The following is a 16,897-nucleotide window of genomic DNA, read 5'->3' as shown; positions in this document are numbered from 1 at the left end:
CGAGCGGCGTCAGGCATTGACTGCCAGCGCAGCCACAACGGTCATGGTGAGCAGGGCGATCTGCGTCAGCTGAAGTTCGCCCTGACGGATCCAGTAGCCAAACCAGAGCCCGCCGCTCATCATCGACAGCCAGACCAGCGCCATCACGCCCAGCCCCGCAGTCGAGAACCAGATGCCCCGCGCCGGAGCCGCGGCAGTCAGGCAGGCACGGATCAACTCAAACCCACCAAGGCCGAGCAGCGCTGTCGCAAGGGCCTGCATCGCGAGGATTGCGGCAAGCGCGAGAACAGACCAGTGATCGCAGCGCAGCGCCCGCCGGAGCAGCGGCGTCGGGATCGCGGGCTCCTCCCTGAGTGGCGTCATCGCCAATGTTCGCGCAATGGCGCCGGCCGCCCCACGGAAGTCGCCAATATTGTTCAGGACCGTGATCGCCGACCAGAGCGAAAGACCGCAGACCAGCATCGTCTTGAACAGCAGGATCGCTGAGGGCAGATCAGGCACGATCCACGTCTCCGGCAGGTTTTGAAGCGCGTTTGAGGAGGACCTGCATCTGCCGGGCGGACTGAATGTCGCCTCGCCGCTCGGCCGCCGAAATTCCACGCTGCCACGCTGTGCACGCCGCTTCCGTCCGCCCCGCCAGCAACCGGGCGCGGCCAAGCAGCGCCCATGCCGCCGAATAATCAGGATCAAGCGCGACCGCGCGCTCGAGGTGTACGATCGCGGCCGGGCCGTCGCCGCTCTTCAGGCAGGCGGCGCCAAGGGCGAAGCGGAGGATGTGGCTCTCGGCGCCAGCCGCGAGCCGCGCCGAGAGCCGCTCAGCGAGTCCCATCATCGGCTCAGGCCGGCAAGCGCGACGCGACCACATCCCAGTCGACGAGATGATCGACGAAGGCCTGGAGGTAATCGGCACGGCGGTTGCGATAGTCGACATAATAGGAATGCTCCCAGACATCGCAGCCGAGCAGCGGCGTCTGGTCATGGACCAGCGGGTTGATCGCGTTGGCTGATTTGGTGACGGCAAGACGCCCTTCCCGCGTCTGCACCAGCCAGACCCAGCCGGAACCGAACTGGGCAAGGCCCTGCTTCACGAACTCGGCCTTGAAGGCATCGATCGTTCCGAAGTCGCCCTTCAGCCGGGCTTCCAGCCTGCCGGGCATGCCGCCGGCATCGGGCCTTAGCGAGGGCCAGAAGAAATTGTGGTTCCAGTGCTGGCCGGCATTGTTGAAGATCGCCTCTGCGCCCGGTCTTTCGAAGGAGCCGCGAATGATCTCCTCAAGGCTCAAACCTTCGAAGGCCGAGCCCGGAACAAGCTCGGTGAGCTTGGTGACGTAAGCTTGATGGTGCTTGCCGTGATGCAGGTCCAGCGTCTCTGCCGACATGACGGGCGCCAACGCATCGAGGGCGTAAGGCAGGCTCGGAACCGTGAAGGGCATCGTCATCTCCAGCGCAGCTTGCAGCGGGTTGCTGCAAGCTCTATAAAACAAGTATTGACTTGGAATATTGGCGCTCCTGAAATATGTCAAGCTACGACTTGGAAAATGCATCATCACTGCCCCGTCCGCCGGCTGACCGGCTGCTGATCCTGCTGAAGACACGCGGCGCACAGACCGCGGCTGATCTGGGAAGGGCGCTTGGCACCACGGGCGAGAACGCGCGGCAGCAACTCGCGAAGCTCGCGACCGAAGCCCTTGTCGAAACCGAGACCGTGTCCCGAGGTGTCGGCCGCCCAACCCAGTTCTGGCGTTTGACCGACAAGGGTCAGGCGCGCTTCCCCGACAGCCATGCGGAGCTCACGGTCAGCCTGTTGCGGTCCGTGCGCGAACTCCTGGGGGCAGACGCGCTCGACCGTTTGATCAACGCCCGCGAAACCGAGATGCGAACCGCCTATCAGGCAGCCATGGCGGGCGCCGAAGGGCTGGAGGCCCGCATTGCGGCGCTCACCGAGATCCGGAGCCGCGAAGGCTATATGGCCGAATGGCAGCGATCGGACGATGGCTGGCTTCTGATCGAGAACCACTGTCCGATCTGCGCCGCGGCGTCGATTTGCCAGGGGTTTTGCCGCGCCGAACTCGCGATCTTCAGAGACGCGCTCGGACCGGGCTGTTCGGTCGAACGAGAGGAACACATCCTTCATGGCGCGCGGCGCTGCGCTTACCGCATTCGACCTTCAACATAGCGGGTGCAGCGGCCAGCGCCCCAGAATCTCGTATCGGCCTTGTCCCTGGAAACTCTCGATCAGGACAAAGTCGCGGGCAACCCAGCCGATCGGCCGCTCGAGCCCCATGGGAGGTACGAGTTCGCGGTCGTATAATATGGTCACATGGGGCGTCGAACCTGCCTGACCACCCGGTTTCAGCCCGACCCTCTTGAGCGCTCGATCGATGTTGCGGCGCAGTGTCGAAAGCGCGGCGAGATCCTCCCCGCAGCACAGGACAAGGGCGTGAGGTTCACCGCCGCTGAAACTGAGGAACCGGTCAAGGCTCACGGCGAACTGATGGGCCTCGACCATTCGGCCGGCTTCCAGCGCTGCGGCGATGATTTCCCTCGGCAATTCGATGAAATTGCCGACCTTGTTGAGCGAGACATGGAGCAGGCTCGGCGGGCGCAGCCGACCGTGCAGCTTGAACTCGGCGCGAAGGTCGCCGGCGAGATGGGAAATGTAGCTCGCTGTGTCCGGCTCCGGCAGGAGCGCGAAGAAGATTGCGACGCTTTCGCGATTGCCTGCCCGCGGGGGGCCGCGAAGGTTCTGCGGAAGACTGAGATCCGGAAACGACAGATCACACGCGTCGACAGGTGTCATCTCGCACCTCGCTCTCGACCTGTCCGGCAAGACGCCCGACCGCTACCGCAGCACGAAATCCGATACGCTTGTCCTGCTGCCCGCTAGCCAGGCCCTCCAATCGCAGCGCGACCGACCTCAGCGCCCGATGCTCGCCGGAGGGGGACCAGGGCGCGCACTCGACCAAGAGATTTTGGAGCTTTCAAGGCAATCGTGATCCGGGCTTCGCCTCGTTCAGCGCCTCGCTGTGGTCTGCGAGCTCGCGCGCCAGTCCAGGCCTCAGGATCTGCGCGAGACGGGCTTGGGCCTGACGCCAGACCGGCAGGGCCTCCTGTAACCGCCGTACGCCGGCTTCGGTCAGCCACACTGCACGACGCCGCAAGTCTGCCTCCACCACCGCGATCTCGATCAGCCCCTCGCGTTCCAGCGTACGCAGATTGCGCGACAGCGTGGATTGCTCGAGCCCGGTCCGCTGAGCGAGTGCGCCGAGCGTATCGTCGCCGATGGTCGCGATCTGCGCCATCAGCCCGGCTTGCGCCGCGGTAAGGCCAAGGGCCGCCATGTCCCGATCGATGAACAGCGAAATGCGTCGCGCCGCCAGCCGGGCATTCCAGGCCGGGCAAGCGTCGACCAGGGCGCGAGCCTCGCGTCGCAGGCTGCCTTGCGATTGCTTCCCAGCTCTCATGGTTATATGCATCTACAATACATGTAGATGCATGGAAATGGGCGTCGCGCGATCCGGGCGCCTCGTTCCCCACGTGGCAGACGTCCAATGGCCTCATTCGTCCTGAAGCGCGTCTACGACCACCGGGCCGCCAATGACGGCAAGCGCATCCTGGTCGACCGGCTTTGGCCGCGCGGCATCTCCAGGGACAAGGCGCATATCGACCTCTGGCTCAAGGAGATCGCGCCGAGCAATGCCCTGCGGAAGCAGTTTCACGGCAAGCCGGATGATTGGGATGCGTTCCGCGCGGCCTATGCGGACGAATTGACGAGCGAAGCGGCGCAAGCGGCCACCAGGGAGCTTTTCCGGCATCTGCGCGAAGGTCCGGTGACCCTGCTCTACGCGGCGCGTGACGAAGAGCGGAACAATGCGGTTGCGCTCAAGATCTGGCTCGAACAGCAGGGCGCCTGAGATGAACCACCCGGACCGAACCATCCTGGACCTCGTCGGCAACACCACCCTCCTCGCGCTGCGGCGGATCGCACCGGCAAACGGCGCCCGGATCCTGCTGAAGCTGGAAAGCGAAAACCCGACGGGGAGCATGAAGGACCGCATGGCGCTGGCGATGGTCGAGGCCGCCGAAGCGGACGGCCGCCTGAAGCCGGGAGGTTCCGTCGTCGAATATACCGGCGGAAGCACGGGCGTCTCCCTCTCGCTGGTCTGTGCCGTGAAGGGTTACCCGCTGCATATCGTGACCTCGGACGCGTTCGCGCGAGAGAAGCTCGAGCATATGAAACTGCTGGGCGCCCAGCTTCAGATCATTCCCAGTGAGAGCGGCCGCATGACCGAGAAGCTCACCCGCGACATGATCGAAGCCGCACGGGTCCTTGCCGCCGAGACCGGCAGTTTCTGGACCGACCAGATGAAGAACCGCGACCAGATGGCGGCCTATCACCGGATGGCTGACGAAGTCTGGGCGCAGACGAAGGGCAGGATCGACGGCTTCGTCCAGAGCGTCGGCACCGCCGCCTCGCTCCGCGGAACCGGCGAGGCGCTGCGCCGGCACAATGCCGCGATCGCAATTGCGGCCGTGGAGCCCGCCGAATCCCCGGTGCTGTCGGGCGGCGCGACCGGAGCCCACAAGATCGACGGGATCGGCGCCGGCTATGTCGTGCCGCTCTGGGAGAAGGACATCGCCGACCGGATTGATCTGGTTTCGACCGAGGAGGCTGCCACCATGGCCCGCCGCCTCGCCCGAGAGGAAGGCCTCTTCGCGGGAACGTCGACGGGAGCCAATGTCGTCGCAGCGCTACGCCTCGCCGAGCAGTTCGGCCCCGGCGCGACCATCGTCACCGTGATGTGCGATACCGGTATGAAATATCTCAGCAAGCACTGAGGCGCTGCCGGCCGACGCACGACACTCCGTTCTTGTCCGGTGGGGATGGAATGGGCGGCCGAAAGCGCCTTGAAGTCGTCGCGACGCCCTATGCCCTGCATTTCAGGCCATGAGCCTGGGCAGCGCCGATGCCAGCGCATCGACGGCGAGACGTACCTTGCGCGGCAGGTGAGGCGTCTGCAGCCATAGCGCGTAGTTGTCGAACACATATCCCGGCTCATTCAGCAACAACGGCACAAGCTTGCCTGCCTGAATGCGCTCCTGAATCAGCCAAGATGGCAGCCAGGCAAGGCCCAGGCCGGAAGCTGCGGCATCGGCCACGGCATCAAGGTCGTCGAGCCGCAACCGGCCGACCGGCGCAACCTCCACCGGTGGCTGGCCCTCGCGCGCGAACAGCCACGGGTGAATCCAGCCCGGCCGGCTGTAGATGATGGCGTGATGCCGACCGATCTCCTCGATCTGACCGGGCCGGCCGTGTGTCTCGAGATAGGACGGCGACGCGCAGACGAGCATCCGGTGACGAGCGATGCGTCGCGCGATCACGCCTGTCTTGTTCGCCAGCTCGCCTGTCCGGATGGCGAGATCGTAGTTCCCTTCGGCAAGATCGACGATGCGGTCGCTGAACGACAGATCAAGCTCCAGCGCGGGATGGCGCCGCGCGAGCTCCAGCAGGATGGGCGCAACGCAGCATCGGCCGAGGAGCGCAGGCATGGTGACACGCAGCTTTCCGCGCGGTTCTGAAAGCTGGTCGGCAGCGAGCGCATCTGCAGCCTCGGCTTCGGCCAGAACGACGCGGCAGCGATCGAAATAGGTGCGCCCGAAATCCGTCAGGCTCTGGCGGCGCGTGGTGCGGTTGATGAGGCGCACGCCCAGCCGCTCTTCCAGGAAGCGGACATGCTTGCCGACCATCGGCCCCGACAGATCGAGAGCCTCGGCGGCAGCCGCGAACGAGCCCAAGTCAACGGCTTTGACGAACACGGCCATGCTCGTAAGGCGATCCATCTTTCAGAACCCATAGTTTTGACTGATCTTCCGATTCAGCCATTTATCCGCGGCACGGCCCGAACGCATAGCTTATTCCGTTCAAATAATTTGGAGTTACAGCCAATGGCACGCGTCGTTCGCTTTCATGAGCATGGTGGTCCGGAGGTCTTGCGCATCGAGACCGTGACGGTTCCGGCTCCCGGCCGAGGCGAGGTGCAGATCCGGGTCAAGGCGCTCGGGCTGAACCGCGCCGAGGCGTTGCTGCGCGCCGGCACCTATATCGAGACACCGACTTTGCCGTCCGGTCTCGGCCTTGAGGCAGCAGGCATCATTGAAGCCGTCGGCGACGATGTGGAAGGGTTGGTACTTGGCGACGCCGCCAGCGTGGTGCCACCCGTGTCGATGGTGCGCTGGCCCGCCTATGGCGAGCTTGCCACGTTTCCAGCCGAACTCGTCGTGAAGCATCCGCCATCGCTCAGTTTCGAAGCGGCTGCCGCCTTCTGGATGCAGTACCTCACCGCCTATGGGGCGCTTATCGACATCGCCAAGCTCCGCAGGGAGGACTTTGTCGTCATCACGGCTGCATCAAGCAGCGTTGGACTTGCCGCGCTCCAGATTGCCAAGACGGTGGGCGCGACCACGATCGCGGTCACGCGCACCTCAGGCAAAAAGCAGGCCCTGCTCGCCTTTGGCGCGACCCATGTCGTCGCTTCGGCCGAGGAAGATCTGGAAGCGCGGCTGTCGGACATCGCTGGCCGGAATGGTGTACGCGTCGTGCTCGATCCGATCGGCGGCCCGATATTCGGCCCGCTGACGGCCGCGATGTCGCGGGGTGGCATTCTCATCGAATATGGCGGTTTGAGCCCTGAACCGCCCCCCTTCCCGCTCTTCGCCGTCCTCAGCAAGACGCTGACGCTCCGCGGCTACCTCGTACACGAGATCCTCAGTGATCCCGCGCGGCTCGAGGCGGCCAAGGCGTTCATCCTCGACGGGCTGGCGTCCGGATCGCTTCAGCCGACCATCGCCAGGATCTTTCCGTTCGACCAGATCGTCGAGGCGCACCGGTTCCTGGAGTCGAACGAACAATTCGGCAAGATCGTCGTGACGATCTGATCGCTCGTGCGTTCTCCCGCCGGAGGCGCGGCGCCTCCAAGGACCGGACTTCACCGCGAAGTCTATCCGCATTGGGCGATCGAATGAATTTCAGGCTATATTTATCCGCTGTGAGGCACAGTATCGAAATGTAATATCATACGAACGACTTCACCCTTTTCCATCAGAGTAATTCTTCATAGAATTTCATACCACTGGCCCAGGCGGCCAATTTACCCTAGCGGATGCCACCCGGCATGCTCGTTTGAAATTTTTTGCCTGGATGTCGAAATCCGGGATTGGGCAGCGTTCTTGGGGCATCGAAACCAAGCTGAATGGCCCAACCTGATGATTTTTCCGATTACCTCGCTCTATGCGATCCCCCTGGCCGTGATCTTTCTGGCCCTGTGGATCGGCGTCACCAAAACCCGCTCGGCATTGAGCGTCTCCATCGGAGATGCAGGCAATGCCAATCTGCACGAACGCATCCGCCGGCATGGCAATTTCGTCGAATGGGTGCCGATGATCCTCATCCTGATGGTGCTGGCCGAGGGCCAGGGCGCCGGCCCGCTCTGGCTCCATGCCGCCGGGCTGCTGGTCGTCATCGGGCGGATTTTGCACCCCATCGGACTGCGCGCCAATGCCCCCACCCATCCCCTGCGGATCGCGGGTAACTCCGCCTGCATCCTTGCGACACTGACGCTGACCGCGGCCCTCGCCCTCGCGGCGCTTGGCTCTCGCCCCTGACACCTCCCCGAACCTGCCCAACACCGGAGACCTGACATGCAGTACATGGCGCTGATCTATAGTGACCCGTCCCTCGAGCCAGCCTATGGCACGCCTGAATTCGAGGTGATGATGAAGGGGTATTTCGACTTCAACGAAACCCTGAAGGCGGCGGGCGCTTATGTGGCGGGCGAAGGCCTGAAGGATGTCGAGACCGCCACGAGTCTGAGGATTCGCGGAGGCAAGGTGGAGACGATGGATGGCCCCTTTGCCGAGACCAAGGAACGCCTCGGCGGGTACTATATTTTCGAGGTTCCCGACCTGGATGCCGCCCTGCACTTCGCAGCGATGATCCCGTCGGCGGCCTATGGGACGATCGAAGTGCGGCCCGTGATGGACTACGACGCCTGATGTCGGAGGCCGCCCCCGATCCCCGATCGGTTTCCTGCGCCATCGAGAATATGGTGCGGATGGATCGGGGGCGGCTTCTGTCTGCGCTGATTGTTCAGCTGAAGAATTTTCAGCTTGCCGAGGACGCGCTGCAGGACGCCCTGGCCTCGGCGGTGGTGCATTGGGGAAGGACGGGGCTGCCTGCCTCGCCTCAGGGCTGGCTCTTGAAGGTCGCGCTGCGCAAGGCGATCGATCGCTTGCGCAAGTCGGCCCGTGAGGACCGCAAGGCTGGCGAGATCGCCCGGCTTTCCCTAGCCGAAGCAGCCGAGACGACGACCGAGGATATTGCCGACGAACGCCTGCGGCTGATCTTCACCTGCTGCCATCCGGCGCTGGAGCCCACGACCCGGGTCGCACTGACGCTTCGCACCCTGGGCGGATTGAGCACGGCCGACGTTGCCGCTGCTTTCCTCGACAACGAAACCACCATGGGCCAGCGCCTCTCGCGGGCACGGGCAAAGATACTCGCCGCCGGCATTCCCTATGCCGTACCCGGACCGGAAGCCTGGGCAGAGCGGCTGCAATCCGTCCTGACCGTCGTCTATCTCATTTTCAACCAGGCCTATTCGGGCACGGACGAATCTCACGCCAGTCCTTTGGGTGAAGAGGCCATCTATCTTGCGCGCATGTTGAATGGCCTGCGTCCGGACCAGGCCGAAATCGAGGGACTGCTGGCGCTGATGCTGATCACCGAAGCCCGCCGCGCGGCACGGCTCGATGCCGGCGGAACCAGCGTCCCACTTGCAGTGCAGGACCGTAGGCTTTGGGATGGCGCCCGGATTGCCGAAGGGCTGGCCTTGCTCGATCGTGCAGTGGCGCGACGCGCGCCGGGGGCCTTTCAGATCAAGGCGGCGATTGCCGCCTTGCATGTCCAGGCGGAGCCGCCCGACTGGCCGCAGATCGTCCTGCTCTATGATAGCCTGTTGCGGATCGAACCGACGCCGGTCGTCCGGTTGAACCGCGCCGTGGCATTGGCGGAAGCTGGCGCACTCCAAGCAGGCTTGCACGCTCTTGAGTTGCTTGCCTCAGCGCTCTCGGCCTATCAGCCGTTTCATGCGGCACGTGCCGAATTGCTGTCCCGCTCGGGCCCGACCGACGCCGCGCTTGCGGCCTTTGATCGCGCCATCGGCCTTGCGTCCAGTCCATCGGACGCGGTCTTTCTCAGGTGCCGCCGGGATCAGGTCGCCCGGCACGCGGCAGAGACATCTTAGGGACCGCACTGGCGGTCAATCTGATCCCAAATCCGGCGGTGAAGGAGCCCCTCAGGAGTTGGTCAAAGCCATGGCCTCGACAATCTGAGGAGCGCTATCGGCGATCAAAGGTCGTTGTCGCATGCACATACTCGCATACCCGCGAGCGGTGGGTGCTGGCCTGCTGCCGCCGCTCGCCCTCACTCCACTCGATTGTTTGAACAACGAATAACCAATGGACATTTCTCGCAAATCTAATCTGTAACCGCAAAAACTCCGACATCAGGACTGTCAAAAAGTTGGGGTCCTGATTTCAAAGGCAAGATCACCGGACCGTTGCCGAACCCGTCTCAGTATTCTTGAGAAGCCTGCCGGCGTCTGACTGCAGCCTCAACCATCAAGCAACGCTCCCCCTTTCCTTCGGGCCAGCCTGGGGAGCCGCTTGCAACAGGATGATCAGAAGCGGGACAATGACGACCATTCCGGCGGCCAGCATCACTCCGGATACGCCGGATACAGTCAATATCCGGGCGCCGAGGATGGCTCCGAAGCCGATGGCCGAATTGATGACCGCCGAGTGTATCGCGGCAGCGGACATGACTGTCGAACCGGCCGCGCGCAGGATCCAGGTCTGCAGGCCCGCGAACAGCGCCGCGATGGCGGCGCCCCAGATGACGAGCAAGACGAAGACCCAACCTGTTCCCAGCTGAGGACCGAACCATCCAAGGCCAACAAGCGCCAGGCACAAGGCAAACAGCCCTGCAGTGATGATGGACTTCATGAAGCGGTCGATGAGAAAGCCGGTCAGGATGTTCCCAAGGAATCCTGCTCCCCCAAAGCCGAACAGCAACACACCGATCATGACCTGGGGAAGATCCGGAATTTCTCCGAGGAATGGTTCGATAAAAGTGTACGCTGCGAAATTCGCCGCCGCCATGAATGCCGTTACAGCATAGATCCCCAGCAGGTCATGTCTGCGGAACACCGATCCAAGCTCTCTCCATCCTGCCGGCGATCCGGGCTGCATTTTGGGAAGAACTGCGATCATCAGGACCGAGGTAAGCAGCCCGACTGCGCCAATTGAGCCAAACGCTGCACGCCATCCACTCGCCTGACCGACGAGGTCCGCGAGCGGCACGCCGACAACGGTCGCCATCGAGATCCCGCCGAATATGATTGCGGTTGCAACACCCATACGGTGGGACGGTGCAATCTGTGACGCGACCGCAGCAGCCATGGCCCAGAAGAAACCGTGAACGACAGCGCCCACCGCGCGTGCCAGCAACAACCCGTCGAAGCTGTGGGAAATCATCGCCGCAAGATTGGTCGCGGAAAGAATGAGCATCAAGACGATGAGCAATGGCTTGCGAGGAAACTTCTGGAGCAGAACGACCGACAACAGGCCGCTCGCGGCGCCGATCCAGGCATAGAGCGTCACCGTGAGCCCGACCGAGGCCTGATCTCGCCCCAGATCCAGGGCGATCTGGGACAGCAGCCCGATCGGCGCGAACTCGGTCGTGACCATTGTGAACGAGGCGATGCCGAGCACGATTACCGCAAGCCAGATGCGGAGCGGAGAATCTGTATTTTCAGGTCTCATTGTAGGAGACCGCTGCAAGACCCAGTGGACTCCTGCCCTTGATGACCTTCCGGTTCGTTTTACGCCTGTCCTCATCGACGAACGCGGCCCTGAGGCCGTTGTCTGCCAGGGTCAATTGCTCCTCTGCGGTCCGGCCCAATCCCTCGGCCGAGGGGATGAGATTTTCGCTTACGTGACCTCTAAAATACGTTGGATCACCGGAGTTGACCGGAACGCAGATGCCGGCATGGAAGAGCCGGCGCAGATTGTGATGTTCGAGGCCGGGAAAGACCCTCAGCGCGACATTCGAGCGGGTCTGAATCACTCCCACTCGATCGTACCGGGCGGCTTCGACGTCACGTCGTAGACGACCCGGTTGATGCCCTTGACCTCGTTGATGATACGAGTCGCGGTGCGGCCGAGGAAGGCCATGTCGTAGGGATAGAAATCGGCCGTCATGCCGTCCACCGAGGTGACGGCACGCAACGCGCAGACATGGTCGTAGGTTCGGTGGTCACCCATCACGCCGACGGTGCGCACCGGCAGCAGCACGGCAAAAGCCTGCCAGATCACGTCGTAGAGACCGGCCTTGCGGATCTCCTCGAGGTAGATCGCGTCGGCCTTGCGCAGGATGTCGAGCTTTTCCTTGGTGATCTCGCCGGGGCAGCGAATGGCGAGGCCCGGCCCCGGGAAGGGATGGCGGCCGACGAAGGCCTCGGGCAGGCCAAGCTCCCGGCCCAGCACGCGGACCTCGTCCTTGAACAGCTCGCGCAGCGGCTCGACGAGCTTCATCTTCATGCGCTCGGGCAATCCGCCGACATTGTGGTGCGACTTGATCGTCACCGAGGGCCCGCCGGAGAAGGAGACGCTCTCGATCACGTCGGGATAGAGCGTGCCCTGCGCCAGGAAATCGGCACCGCCGAGCTTGCGCGCTTCCTCGTCGAAGACCTCGATGAAGAGGCGGCCGATGGTCTTGCGCTTGGCCTCCGGATCGGAGCCGCATTTGGCGAGCTCGGCGAGGAAGAGTTCCTCAGCCTCCACATGCACGAGCGGGATATTGTAGCTGTCGCGGAACAGGCGCACGACCTCTTCCGCCTCGTTCATCCGCATCAGGCCGTGATCGACGAAGACGCAGGTGAGCTGGTCACCGATGGCCTCGTGGATCAGCACGGCGGCAACGGCGGAATCGACGCCGCCGGAAAGCCCGCAGATCACCCTGCCCTTGCCGACCTGCGCACGGATCTTGGCGATGGTCTCGGAGCGATAGGCGGACATGCTCCAATCCGGGACGCAGCCGCAGATATCGACGACGAAGTTGCGCAGCAGCTTGGCGCCGTCCGGCGTATGCACCACCTCCGGATGGAACATGGTCGAATAGAAACGCCGCTCCTCGTCGCTCGCCACCGCAAAGGGCGCGTTCTCCGAGGTCGCCTTGACCGAAAAACCAGCCGGCAACTGCGTGACGCGGTCGCCATGGCTCATCCACACCGGAAAGCGGCCGCCCTGGTTCCAGACCTCCCTGAACAGTGCCGAGGGCGCGACGATCTCGACATCGGCGCGGCCGAACTCGGCCGCATGCCCGCCCTCGACCTTGCCGCCGAGCTGATGCGCCATGGTCTGCTGACCATAGCAGATGCCGAGAAGCGGCAGGCCCGCCGAGAAGACTTCCTGGGGCGCACGCGGCGAATTTTCATCCGGCACCGAGGCCGGCCCGCCGGAAAAGATGACACCCTTCGGCTTCATCCGCTGAAAGGCCTCGGAGGCCGACTGGAACGGCGCGATCTCGCAATAGACGCCGATCTCGCGTACGCGACGCGCGATCAGCTGCGTGACCTGGCTACCGAAATCGATGATGAGGATGGAGTCGTGGGGCTTGCTCGTCATCGCGCCCGGTTACGCCATCACGCGCGCAGGCGCAACGGCGCAAGCGCGCCTCAGGCCTCGCGCCTGACGCAAGCCAGATAGAATCCGTCCGTCCCGGTGCGCTGCGGCGACAATTGCAGGCCAAGCGCGGTCGAGAACCGCGCGAGCAAAGCAAAGTCGCCTTCCCTCGACGACAGGATCTCCTGGCTCGGCACGAGGGTGAAGCCGGGGTGGCGCTGCAGGAACCCTGAAACGGCCCCGTCATTCTCATCCGGAAGCACCGAGCAGGTGACATAGGCAATACGACCGCCGGGTTTCACCAGGCGGGCTGCGCGCGCCAGCACCTCGGCCTGGTCCTTGATCCGCTCGGCGAGCGCGCCCGGTCTGACGCGCCATTTTGCGTCGGGATTACGCCGCCAGGTGCCGGAACCGGTGCAGGGCGCATCGACCAGGACGAGATCGGCCTCGCCAATGACTTCGCTGAGGGATTCATGGCCGCGGCTGCGCGGGACGCGGATCTGGACGATACTGGCGCCCGAGCGCGCCAGACGCTCATGCAGTGGCGCCAGACGACGGCTATCGAGATCGGTCGCGAACAGGCGACCCTGATTCTGCATCTGGGCAGCGAGAGCCAACGTCTTGCCTCCGGCGCCGGCGCAGAGGTCGACCACGGTCTCGCCGTGCTTGGCGCCGGCCAGTAGCGAGACGAGCTGCGAGCCCTCGTCCTGGATCTCGAAGGCGCCCTCGAAGAAGCTCGGCTCGCTCTGCAGCGAAGGGCCGCGCCCATCCGCCCCCGGCAGGAAGCGGATCGCATCAGGGGACCATGCCCCCGCCTCCGCTCCAAGATGAGCGAGTTCCGCCAACACTTTGGCCTGATTCGACTTAAGGCGATTGACGCGGATATCGATCGGCGCACGATCGGCCAGTGCGGCGCCTTCCGACACGGCCTGCTCGCCAAAGCTCGCTGAGAAAGCAGGCCAAAGCCACTCAGGCACATCGGCGCGGACCCAGCCCGGTGCGTCGTCGAGATCGAAGGTGATCAGCCGGGTCGCCTCCTCGCGCGTCAGCGGCGCGGGCGCGTGGTTCTCGCCCGAGCACAGTTCGGCGATCTCTTCCATCCGGAGTTCGCGCAGGCCGGCGAGCATGCCGAGAACCATCGCGCGCGAGGTCTCCTCGCCCATGGCGAAGGCCGAGGAGGAGCGGCGGCGGAGCGCGTCATAGACCAGGGTCGCAATTGCGGCACGATCCTTCGACCCGGCAAAGCGCCGCGACAGACCCCAATCCTTCAGGGCGTCGGATGCCGGCCGGCGACGCTGTATGATATCGTCCAGCACCTCGATGGCGGCGCTGATGCGGGCGGCAGGGGTCATTGCGTCGTTCCGTCTGGTGCCGGCGTGTGCGGCATAATCTCGGCGCTGTGGTGTCATATAGACGAGGCAGGGGCAACAACGTCTCGACCGGATACTTGAGGCGAAGGCATGTCCCGGACATTCCGTCCCGGTTGAGCAGACGTTCTGCTCCGCCGCTCACGGGCGCTCATGACCGGGCCACCACTCCGGCCGATCTTGCGGCACTCTCCCCGAATGCCGCAATCCGCATGGCGAGCCGGGCTTCCCGGGCTTACGGTCCTCATCGCAGGATGATCCGGCAACCGAGGCTGGTTGCGCTTGCTGCGTCCAGCTTGAAAATCGACGTATTACCATGTGAAGCCGTCTGCTTGACGAAGCGTCGTCGTCAGCGGCACACCGGGGGCGATCGCTCCGATCAAGTGGAAACCACGCCATGCAGCGCTTTTGCCGAATCACGCTTGCCGGTCTTCTTGCCCTGGCCCTCACGGCCTGCGCCACAACACCGCCGCCAGACCTGACGCCGCCCCCGCAGAAGCGCCTCGACGCCAAGACGACGCTCGAAAACAAGCGCTGAGCCCGCAGCCGATCACAAGCGTCGCTCTGGCTTGGCCGGGCGACGCTTCTGCCGGGCCTCTCGATCGTCGTCCGTCAGGACGCGCCACGATACAGACCGGACGGGCAGCGCCCCCGCGCCTCGCCACAAAGTTGTCCTTGCGGCACAAGACCACTTCACGGAGCTGTCATATCGTCTGATCATGGTCGCGCGCTCTTGCCGCGATCAGGGAACAGATCCGATGAAACAGACGCTACTTTCGGCCACGTTGCTGGCCGCCCTTGCCTGCGGCGGCGTTGCTGCCACATCGCCCGCCTTCGCCCAACCCGTGCCGACCCTCGATGGGAAGAAGCCCCTCATCGTCGGTCACCGCGGCGCCAGCGGCCACAGGCCCGAGCACACGCTCGAATCCTACAAGCTGGCGATCGAACAGGGCGCCGATTTCATCGAGCCGGATCTTGTCGCGACCAAGGACGGCGTACTCGTCGCACGGCACGAGCCGATGCTGAGCGGCACCACGGACGTTTCGGAGCGACCGGAATTCGCTGCTCGCAAGACTGTCAGGAAGGTCGACGGTGTCGACACCAATGACTGGTTCGCCGGGGATTTCACCCTCGCGGAGATCAAGACGCTGCGCGCCAAGCAGGCGATGCCCGATCGCGACCAGTCGCATAATGGCAAGTTCCCGATCCCGACGCTGCAGGAGATCATCGATCTCGCCAAGGCCGAAAGCACCCGGACCGGCCGCACCATCGGCATCTATCCCGAGACCAAGCACCCGATCTTTCATGCCGCGATCGGGCTGCCGCTCGAGGACCGCCTGCTCGATCAGTTGAAGGCGGCCGGCTGGACCGAAAAGTCCTCGCCCGTGATCATCCAGAGCTTCGAGACGGCCAATCTCAAATATCTGCGCGGCAAGACGCAACTGCGCCTCGTCCAGCTCGTCGATGCCGATGACGTCGACAAGGATGGCGGCATCGTGCTGGCCGCGCCCTTCGACAAGCCCTACGATTTCGTCGTCACCGGCGACAAGCGCACCTTCAAGGACCTGGTCACGGCCGACGGGCTGAAGGAGATCAAGACCTATGCCGACGGCGTCGGACCGTGGAAGCCCTATATCCTCGCCGGCAAGCAGACGATCGGCGAGGACGGCAAGCCGAAGGATCTGAACGGCGACGGCAAGATCGACGAGCAGGATCGGGTGCTGATCGCGCCGACCAATGTCGTCAAGGACGCGCATGCGGCCGGACTCTTCGTCCATACCTGGACGTTCCGCAGCGAGCCGAAGCGGCTAACCTCGAATTTCAAGAGCGATCCCGCTGCCGAGTACAAGGCCTTCTTCGATCTCGGCATCGACGGGCTGTTCTCGGACTTCCCCGATGCCGCCGTGAAGGCCCGCGACGCCAAATAAGCCAGCCCCAACGATCAGCAGCCCGCCCCGGATCACCAGGGCGGGCTTTCTCTTGCACATTTCAGCGGGAGATCAATCGCAGACCCGCGTCGTCCGCCTGATCTCGCCACGCGGCGTTTCCTCGATGGTCCTCACGGTGCGGCAATCGCCGCGCCAGCTGCTGCGCTCCCAGCGGGCGCGATCGCGCATGCGCTCTTCGCGGCGGATTTCGCGGTCGATGGCGCGCTCGCGCGGCGAGCGTGGATCGACCGAGACGCCGCCCGGTCCAATGTTGATCGACTGGGCATAGGCGCCGCTCGTCGCAAGCAGGACAGCAGTCATCGTCGGAATGATGAATCTCATGATGCGTTCCTCCATTCTGCAGGCAAGAACGGGGTACATCCCGAATTGTTCCGGAATTTGATCGCGCCGATAGTGGAGAGATACGGGGGGCTATCTCTATCTATGCCTGTTGGATCAATCGCCATGGCAGCGTCCACTATGGCAGACGACGCTCGGTCCTCGCTCTAACCTTGACGCAGTTGCGGCGCGCCGAGGGTTCGGCGCGCCRCATGGTTCAAGTCTTGCCCGGCCTCAGTGCAGGATCTGGCTGAGGAAGAGCTTGGTGCGTTCGTGCTGCGGGTTCTTGAAGAACTCGTTGGGCTCGTTCATCTCAACGACCTGGCCGGCATCCATGAAGATGACGCGGTCGGCGACCTGGCGCGCAAAGCCCATCTCATGGGTGACGCAGAGCATGGTCATGCCCTCCTCGGCCAGGCTCACCATGGTGTCGAGCACCTCCTTGACCATCTCGGGGTCGAGCGCCGAGGTCGGCTCGTCGAACAGCATGATCTTCGGGCTCATGCAGAGCGAGCGCGCGAT

21 protein-coding genes are annotated in these 16,897 nt (G+C 63.9%); 9 read left to right on the top strand and 12 right to left on the bottom strand.

Annotated features, from left to right (window positions below; genetic code table 11):
- Positions 1 to 9: 9 nt before the first annotated feature.
- From AC1DW9_RS16745 to AC1DW9_RS16735, 3 genes are read right to left on the bottom strand one after another with little or no spacing between them, the layout of a single operon-like run.
- Complete coding sequence (locus tag AC1DW9_RS16745; RefSeq protein ID WP_441491894.1) at positions 10 to 501, bottom strand: DUF2165 family protein; 492 nt, start codon at positions 499 to 501, stop codon at positions 10 to 12.
- The gene (locus tag AC1DW9_RS16740; protein WP_441491895.1) at positions 494 to 829 is read right to left on the bottom strand and encodes a tetratricopeptide repeat protein; all 336 of its coding nucleotides are present in this window, start codon (positions 827 to 829) and stop codon (positions 494 to 496) included. The genes AC1DW9_RS16745 and AC1DW9_RS16740 overlap by 8 nt, the downstream gene beginning before the upstream one ends.
- Before the next feature lie 7 nt (positions 830 to 836).
- Positions 837 to 1,433, bottom strand: a complete 597-nt coding sequence (locus tag AC1DW9_RS16735) for a superoxide dismutase (RefSeq protein WP_441505488.1) — start codon at positions 1,431 to 1,433, stop codon at positions 837 to 839.
- Between the two features lie 83 nt (positions 1,434 to 1,516).
- On the opposite strand from AC1DW9_RS16735, the gene AC1DW9_RS16730 reads away from it, so the two are divergent.
- The gene (locus AC1DW9_RS16730) at positions 1,517 to 2,176 is read left to right on the top strand and encodes a helix-turn-helix transcriptional regulator (protein ID WP_476775423.1); all 660 of its coding nucleotides are present in this window, start codon (positions 1,517 to 1,519) and stop codon (positions 2,174 to 2,176) included.
- Here AC1DW9_RS16730 and AC1DW9_RS16725 read toward each other — a convergent pair.
- Positions 2,168 to 2,800: a 2'-5' RNA ligase family protein gene (locus AC1DW9_RS16725; RefSeq protein ID WP_441491898.1), complete on the bottom strand. Its 633-nt coding sequence runs from the start codon at positions 2,798 to 2,800 to the stop codon at positions 2,168 to 2,170. The two genes, AC1DW9_RS16730 and AC1DW9_RS16725, sit on opposite strands and share 9 nt — an antisense overlap.
- Positions 2,801 to 2,981: 181 nt before the next feature.
- Positions 2,982 to 3,464 (bottom strand): MarR family winged helix-turn-helix transcriptional regulator, encoded by a 483-nt coding sequence (locus tag AC1DW9_RS16720; protein WP_441491899.1) that lies wholly within the window; start codon positions 3,462 to 3,464, stop codon positions 2,982 to 2,984.
- Positions 3,465 to 3,551: 87 nt separating this feature from the next.
- Between AC1DW9_RS16720 and AC1DW9_RS16715 the strand changes: the two genes are divergently transcribed.
- Both AC1DW9_RS16715 and AC1DW9_RS16710 read left to right on the top strand, forming a co-directional pair.
- Positions 3,552 to 3,914 carry a DUF488 domain-containing protein gene (locus AC1DW9_RS16715; protein WP_441491900.1) on the top strand — a complete coding sequence of 121 codons (363 nt, stop codon included), beginning with the start codon at positions 3,552 to 3,554 and terminating at the stop codon, positions 3,912 to 3,914.
- 1 nt (position 3,915) lies between these two features.
- Positions 3,916 to 4,839, top strand: coding sequence for a PLP-dependent cysteine synthase family protein (locus tag AC1DW9_RS16710; protein ID WP_476775424.1), 924 nt, complete (start codon positions 3,916 to 3,918; stop codon positions 4,837 to 4,839).
- Positions 4,840 to 4,941: 102 nt separating this feature from the next.
- Here the strand turns inward: AC1DW9_RS16710 and AC1DW9_RS16705 are convergent, their stop codons facing one another.
- The gene (locus tag AC1DW9_RS16705) at positions 4,942 to 5,841 is read right to left on the bottom strand and encodes a LysR family transcriptional regulator (RefSeq protein ID WP_441491902.1); all 900 of its coding nucleotides are present in this window, start codon (positions 5,839 to 5,841) and stop codon (positions 4,942 to 4,944) included.
- A 105-nt stretch (positions 5,842 to 5,946) separates the two neighbouring features.
- On the opposite strand from AC1DW9_RS16705, the gene AC1DW9_RS16700 reads away from it, so the two are divergent.
- The 4 genes from AC1DW9_RS16700 (at position 5,947) to AC1DW9_RS16685 (ending at position 9,302) form a co-directional block, all read left to right on the top strand.
- Entirely contained in the window at positions 5,947 to 6,936 is a 990-nt protein-coding gene (locus AC1DW9_RS16700; protein ID WP_476775425.1) for a zinc-dependent alcohol dehydrogenase family protein, read from the top strand.
- Between the two features lie 327 nt (positions 6,937 to 7,263).
- A complete protein-coding gene (locus tag AC1DW9_RS16695) occupies positions 7,264 to 7,662 on the top strand; it encodes an MAPEG family protein (RefSeq protein WP_441491904.1) in 399 nt (132 codons plus the stop codon).
- Positions 7,663 to 7,698: 36 nt separating this feature from the next.
- A complete protein-coding gene (locus AC1DW9_RS16690) occupies positions 7,699 to 8,052 on the top strand; it encodes a YciI family protein (RefSeq protein WP_476769066.1) in 354 nt (117 codons plus the stop codon).
- The gene (locus AC1DW9_RS16685; RefSeq protein WP_476775426.1) at positions 8,052 to 9,302 is read left to right on the top strand and encodes an RNA polymerase sigma factor; all 1,251 of its coding nucleotides are present in this window, start codon (positions 8,052 to 8,054) and stop codon (positions 9,300 to 9,302) included. Before AC1DW9_RS16690 ends, AC1DW9_RS16685 begins: the two co-directional genes overlap by 1 nt.
- A 376-nt stretch (positions 9,303 to 9,678) precedes the next feature.
- Here the strand turns inward: AC1DW9_RS16685 and AC1DW9_RS16680 are convergent, their stop codons facing one another.
- Genes AC1DW9_RS16680 through AC1DW9_RS16665 form a run of 4 tightly spaced genes read right to left on the bottom strand, consistent with a single transcriptional unit; the run spans position 9,679 to position 14,093 of the window.
- Positions 9,679 to 10,830: an MFS transporter gene (locus AC1DW9_RS16680; RefSeq protein ID WP_441505486.1), complete on the bottom strand. Its 1,152-nt coding sequence runs from the start codon at positions 10,828 to 10,830 to the stop codon at positions 9,679 to 9,681.
- A 40-nt stretch (positions 10,831 to 10,870) separates the two neighbouring features.
- Positions 10,871 to 11,185, bottom strand: a complete 315-nt coding sequence (locus AC1DW9_RS16675; RefSeq protein WP_441505485.1) for a hypothetical protein — start codon at positions 11,183 to 11,185, stop codon at positions 10,871 to 10,873.
- The gene (guaA, locus tag AC1DW9_RS16670; protein ID WP_441491912.1) at positions 11,182 to 12,744 is read right to left on the bottom strand and encodes a glutamine-hydrolyzing GMP synthase; all 1,563 of its coding nucleotides are present in this window, start codon (positions 12,742 to 12,744) and stop codon (positions 11,182 to 11,184) included. The genes AC1DW9_RS16675 and guaA overlap by 4 nt, the downstream gene beginning before the upstream one ends.
- A gap of 50 nt (positions 12,745 to 12,794) precedes the next feature.
- Entirely contained in the window at positions 12,795 to 14,093 is a 1,299-nt protein-coding gene (locus AC1DW9_RS16665) for an RsmB/NOP family class I SAM-dependent RNA methyltransferase (RefSeq protein WP_441505484.1), read from the bottom strand.
- Between the two features lie 412 nt (positions 14,094 to 14,505).
- Between AC1DW9_RS16665 and AC1DW9_RS16660 the strand changes: the two genes are divergently transcribed.
- Entirely contained in the window at positions 14,506 to 14,646 is a 141-nt protein-coding gene (locus tag AC1DW9_RS16660) for a hypothetical protein (protein WP_476769507.1), read from the top strand.
- Between the two features lie 220 nt (positions 14,647 to 14,866).
- Complete coding sequence (locus AC1DW9_RS16655; protein ID WP_441505482.1) at positions 14,867 to 16,036, top strand: glycerophosphodiester phosphodiesterase; 1,170 nt, start codon at positions 14,867 to 14,869, stop codon at positions 16,034 to 16,036.
- A gap of 72 nt (positions 16,037 to 16,108) precedes the next feature.
- Here the strand turns inward: AC1DW9_RS16655 and AC1DW9_RS16650 are convergent, their stop codons facing one another.
- Together AC1DW9_RS16650 and AC1DW9_RS16645 are read right to left on the bottom strand one after the other, a co-directional pair.
- Positions 16,109 to 16,378 (bottom strand): hypothetical protein, encoded by a 270-nt coding sequence (locus AC1DW9_RS16650; protein WP_162768527.1) that lies wholly within the window; start codon positions 16,376 to 16,378, stop codon positions 16,109 to 16,111.
- A gap of 231 nt (positions 16,379 to 16,609) precedes the next feature.
- Positions 16,610 to 16,897 (bottom strand): AAA family ATPase (locus AC1DW9_RS16645; RefSeq protein ID WP_476855133.1); only part of this gene is annotated, 288 nt, incomplete at its 5' end.

The sequence above is a fragment of the Allobosea sp. P4_E12 genome (genome assembly GCF_056401655.1).
The sequence above is the reverse complement of the archived record's forward strand: the minus strand, read 5'-3'. Positions and strand labels throughout refer to the sequence as shown.

Bases quoted from the DNA above. Each gene is read 5' to 3' on its own strand.
- AC1DW9_RS16740 (WP_441491895.1), bottom strand. From the start codon at position 829: ATGGGACTCGCTGAGCGGCTCTCGGCGCGGCTCGCGGCTGGCGCCGAG.
- AC1DW9_RS16735 (WP_441505488.1), bottom strand. From the start codon at position 1,433: ATGCCCTTCACGGTTCCGAGCCTGCCTTACGCCCTCGATGCGTTGGCG.
- AC1DW9_RS16730 (WP_476775423.1), top strand. From the start codon at position 1,517: ATGTCAAGCTACGACTTGGAAAATGCATCATCACTGCCCCGTCCGCCG.
- AC1DW9_RS16725 (WP_441491898.1), bottom strand. From the start codon at position 2,800: ATGACACCTGTCGACGCGTGTGATCTGTCGTTTCCGGATCTCAGTCTT.
- AC1DW9_RS16720 (WP_441491899.1), bottom strand. From the start codon at position 3,464: ATGAGAGCTGGGAAGCAATCGCAAGGCAGCCTGCGACGCGAGGCTCGC.
- AC1DW9_RS16715 (WP_441491900.1), top strand. From the start codon at position 3,552: ATGGCCTCATTCGTCCTGAAGCGCGTCTACGACCACCGGGCCGCCAAT.
- AC1DW9_RS16710 (WP_476775424.1), top strand. From the start codon at position 3,916: ATGAACCACCCGGACCGAACCATCCTGGACCTCGTCGGCAACACCACC.
- AC1DW9_RS16705 (WP_441491902.1), bottom strand. From the start codon at position 5,841: ATGGATCGCCTTACGAGCATGGCCGTGTTCGTCAAAGCCGTTGACTTG.
- AC1DW9_RS16700 (WP_476775425.1), top strand. From the start codon at position 5,947: ATGGCACGCGTCGTTCGCTTTCATGAGCATGGTGGTCCGGAGGTCTTG.
- AC1DW9_RS16695 (WP_441491904.1), top strand. From the start codon at position 7,264: ATGATTTTTCCGATTACCTCGCTCTATGCGATCCCCCTGGCCGTGATC.
- AC1DW9_RS16690 (WP_476769066.1), top strand. From the start codon at position 7,699: ATGCAGTACATGGCGCTGATCTATAGTGACCCGTCCCTCGAGCCAGCC.
- AC1DW9_RS16685 (WP_476775426.1), top strand. From the start codon at position 8,052: ATGTCGGAGGCCGCCCCCGATCCCCGATCGGTTTCCTGCGCCATCGAG.
- guaA (WP_441491912.1), bottom strand. From the start codon at position 12,744: ATGACGAGCAAGCCCCACGACTCCATCCTCATCATCGATTTCGGTAGC.
- AC1DW9_RS16665 (WP_441505484.1), bottom strand. From the start codon at position 14,093: ATGACCCCTGCCGCCCGCATCAGCGCCGCCATCGAGGTGCTGGACGAT.
- AC1DW9_RS16660 (WP_476769507.1), top strand. From the start codon at position 14,506: ATGCAGCGCTTTTGCCGAATCACGCTTGCCGGTCTTCTTGCCCTGGCC.
- AC1DW9_RS16655 (WP_441505482.1), top strand. From the start codon at position 14,867: ATGAAACAGACGCTACTTTCGGCCACGTTGCTGGCCGCCCTTGCCTGC.
- AC1DW9_RS16650 (WP_162768527.1), bottom strand. From the start codon at position 16,378: ATGAGATTCATCATTCCGACGATGACTGCTGTCCTGCTTGCGACGAGC.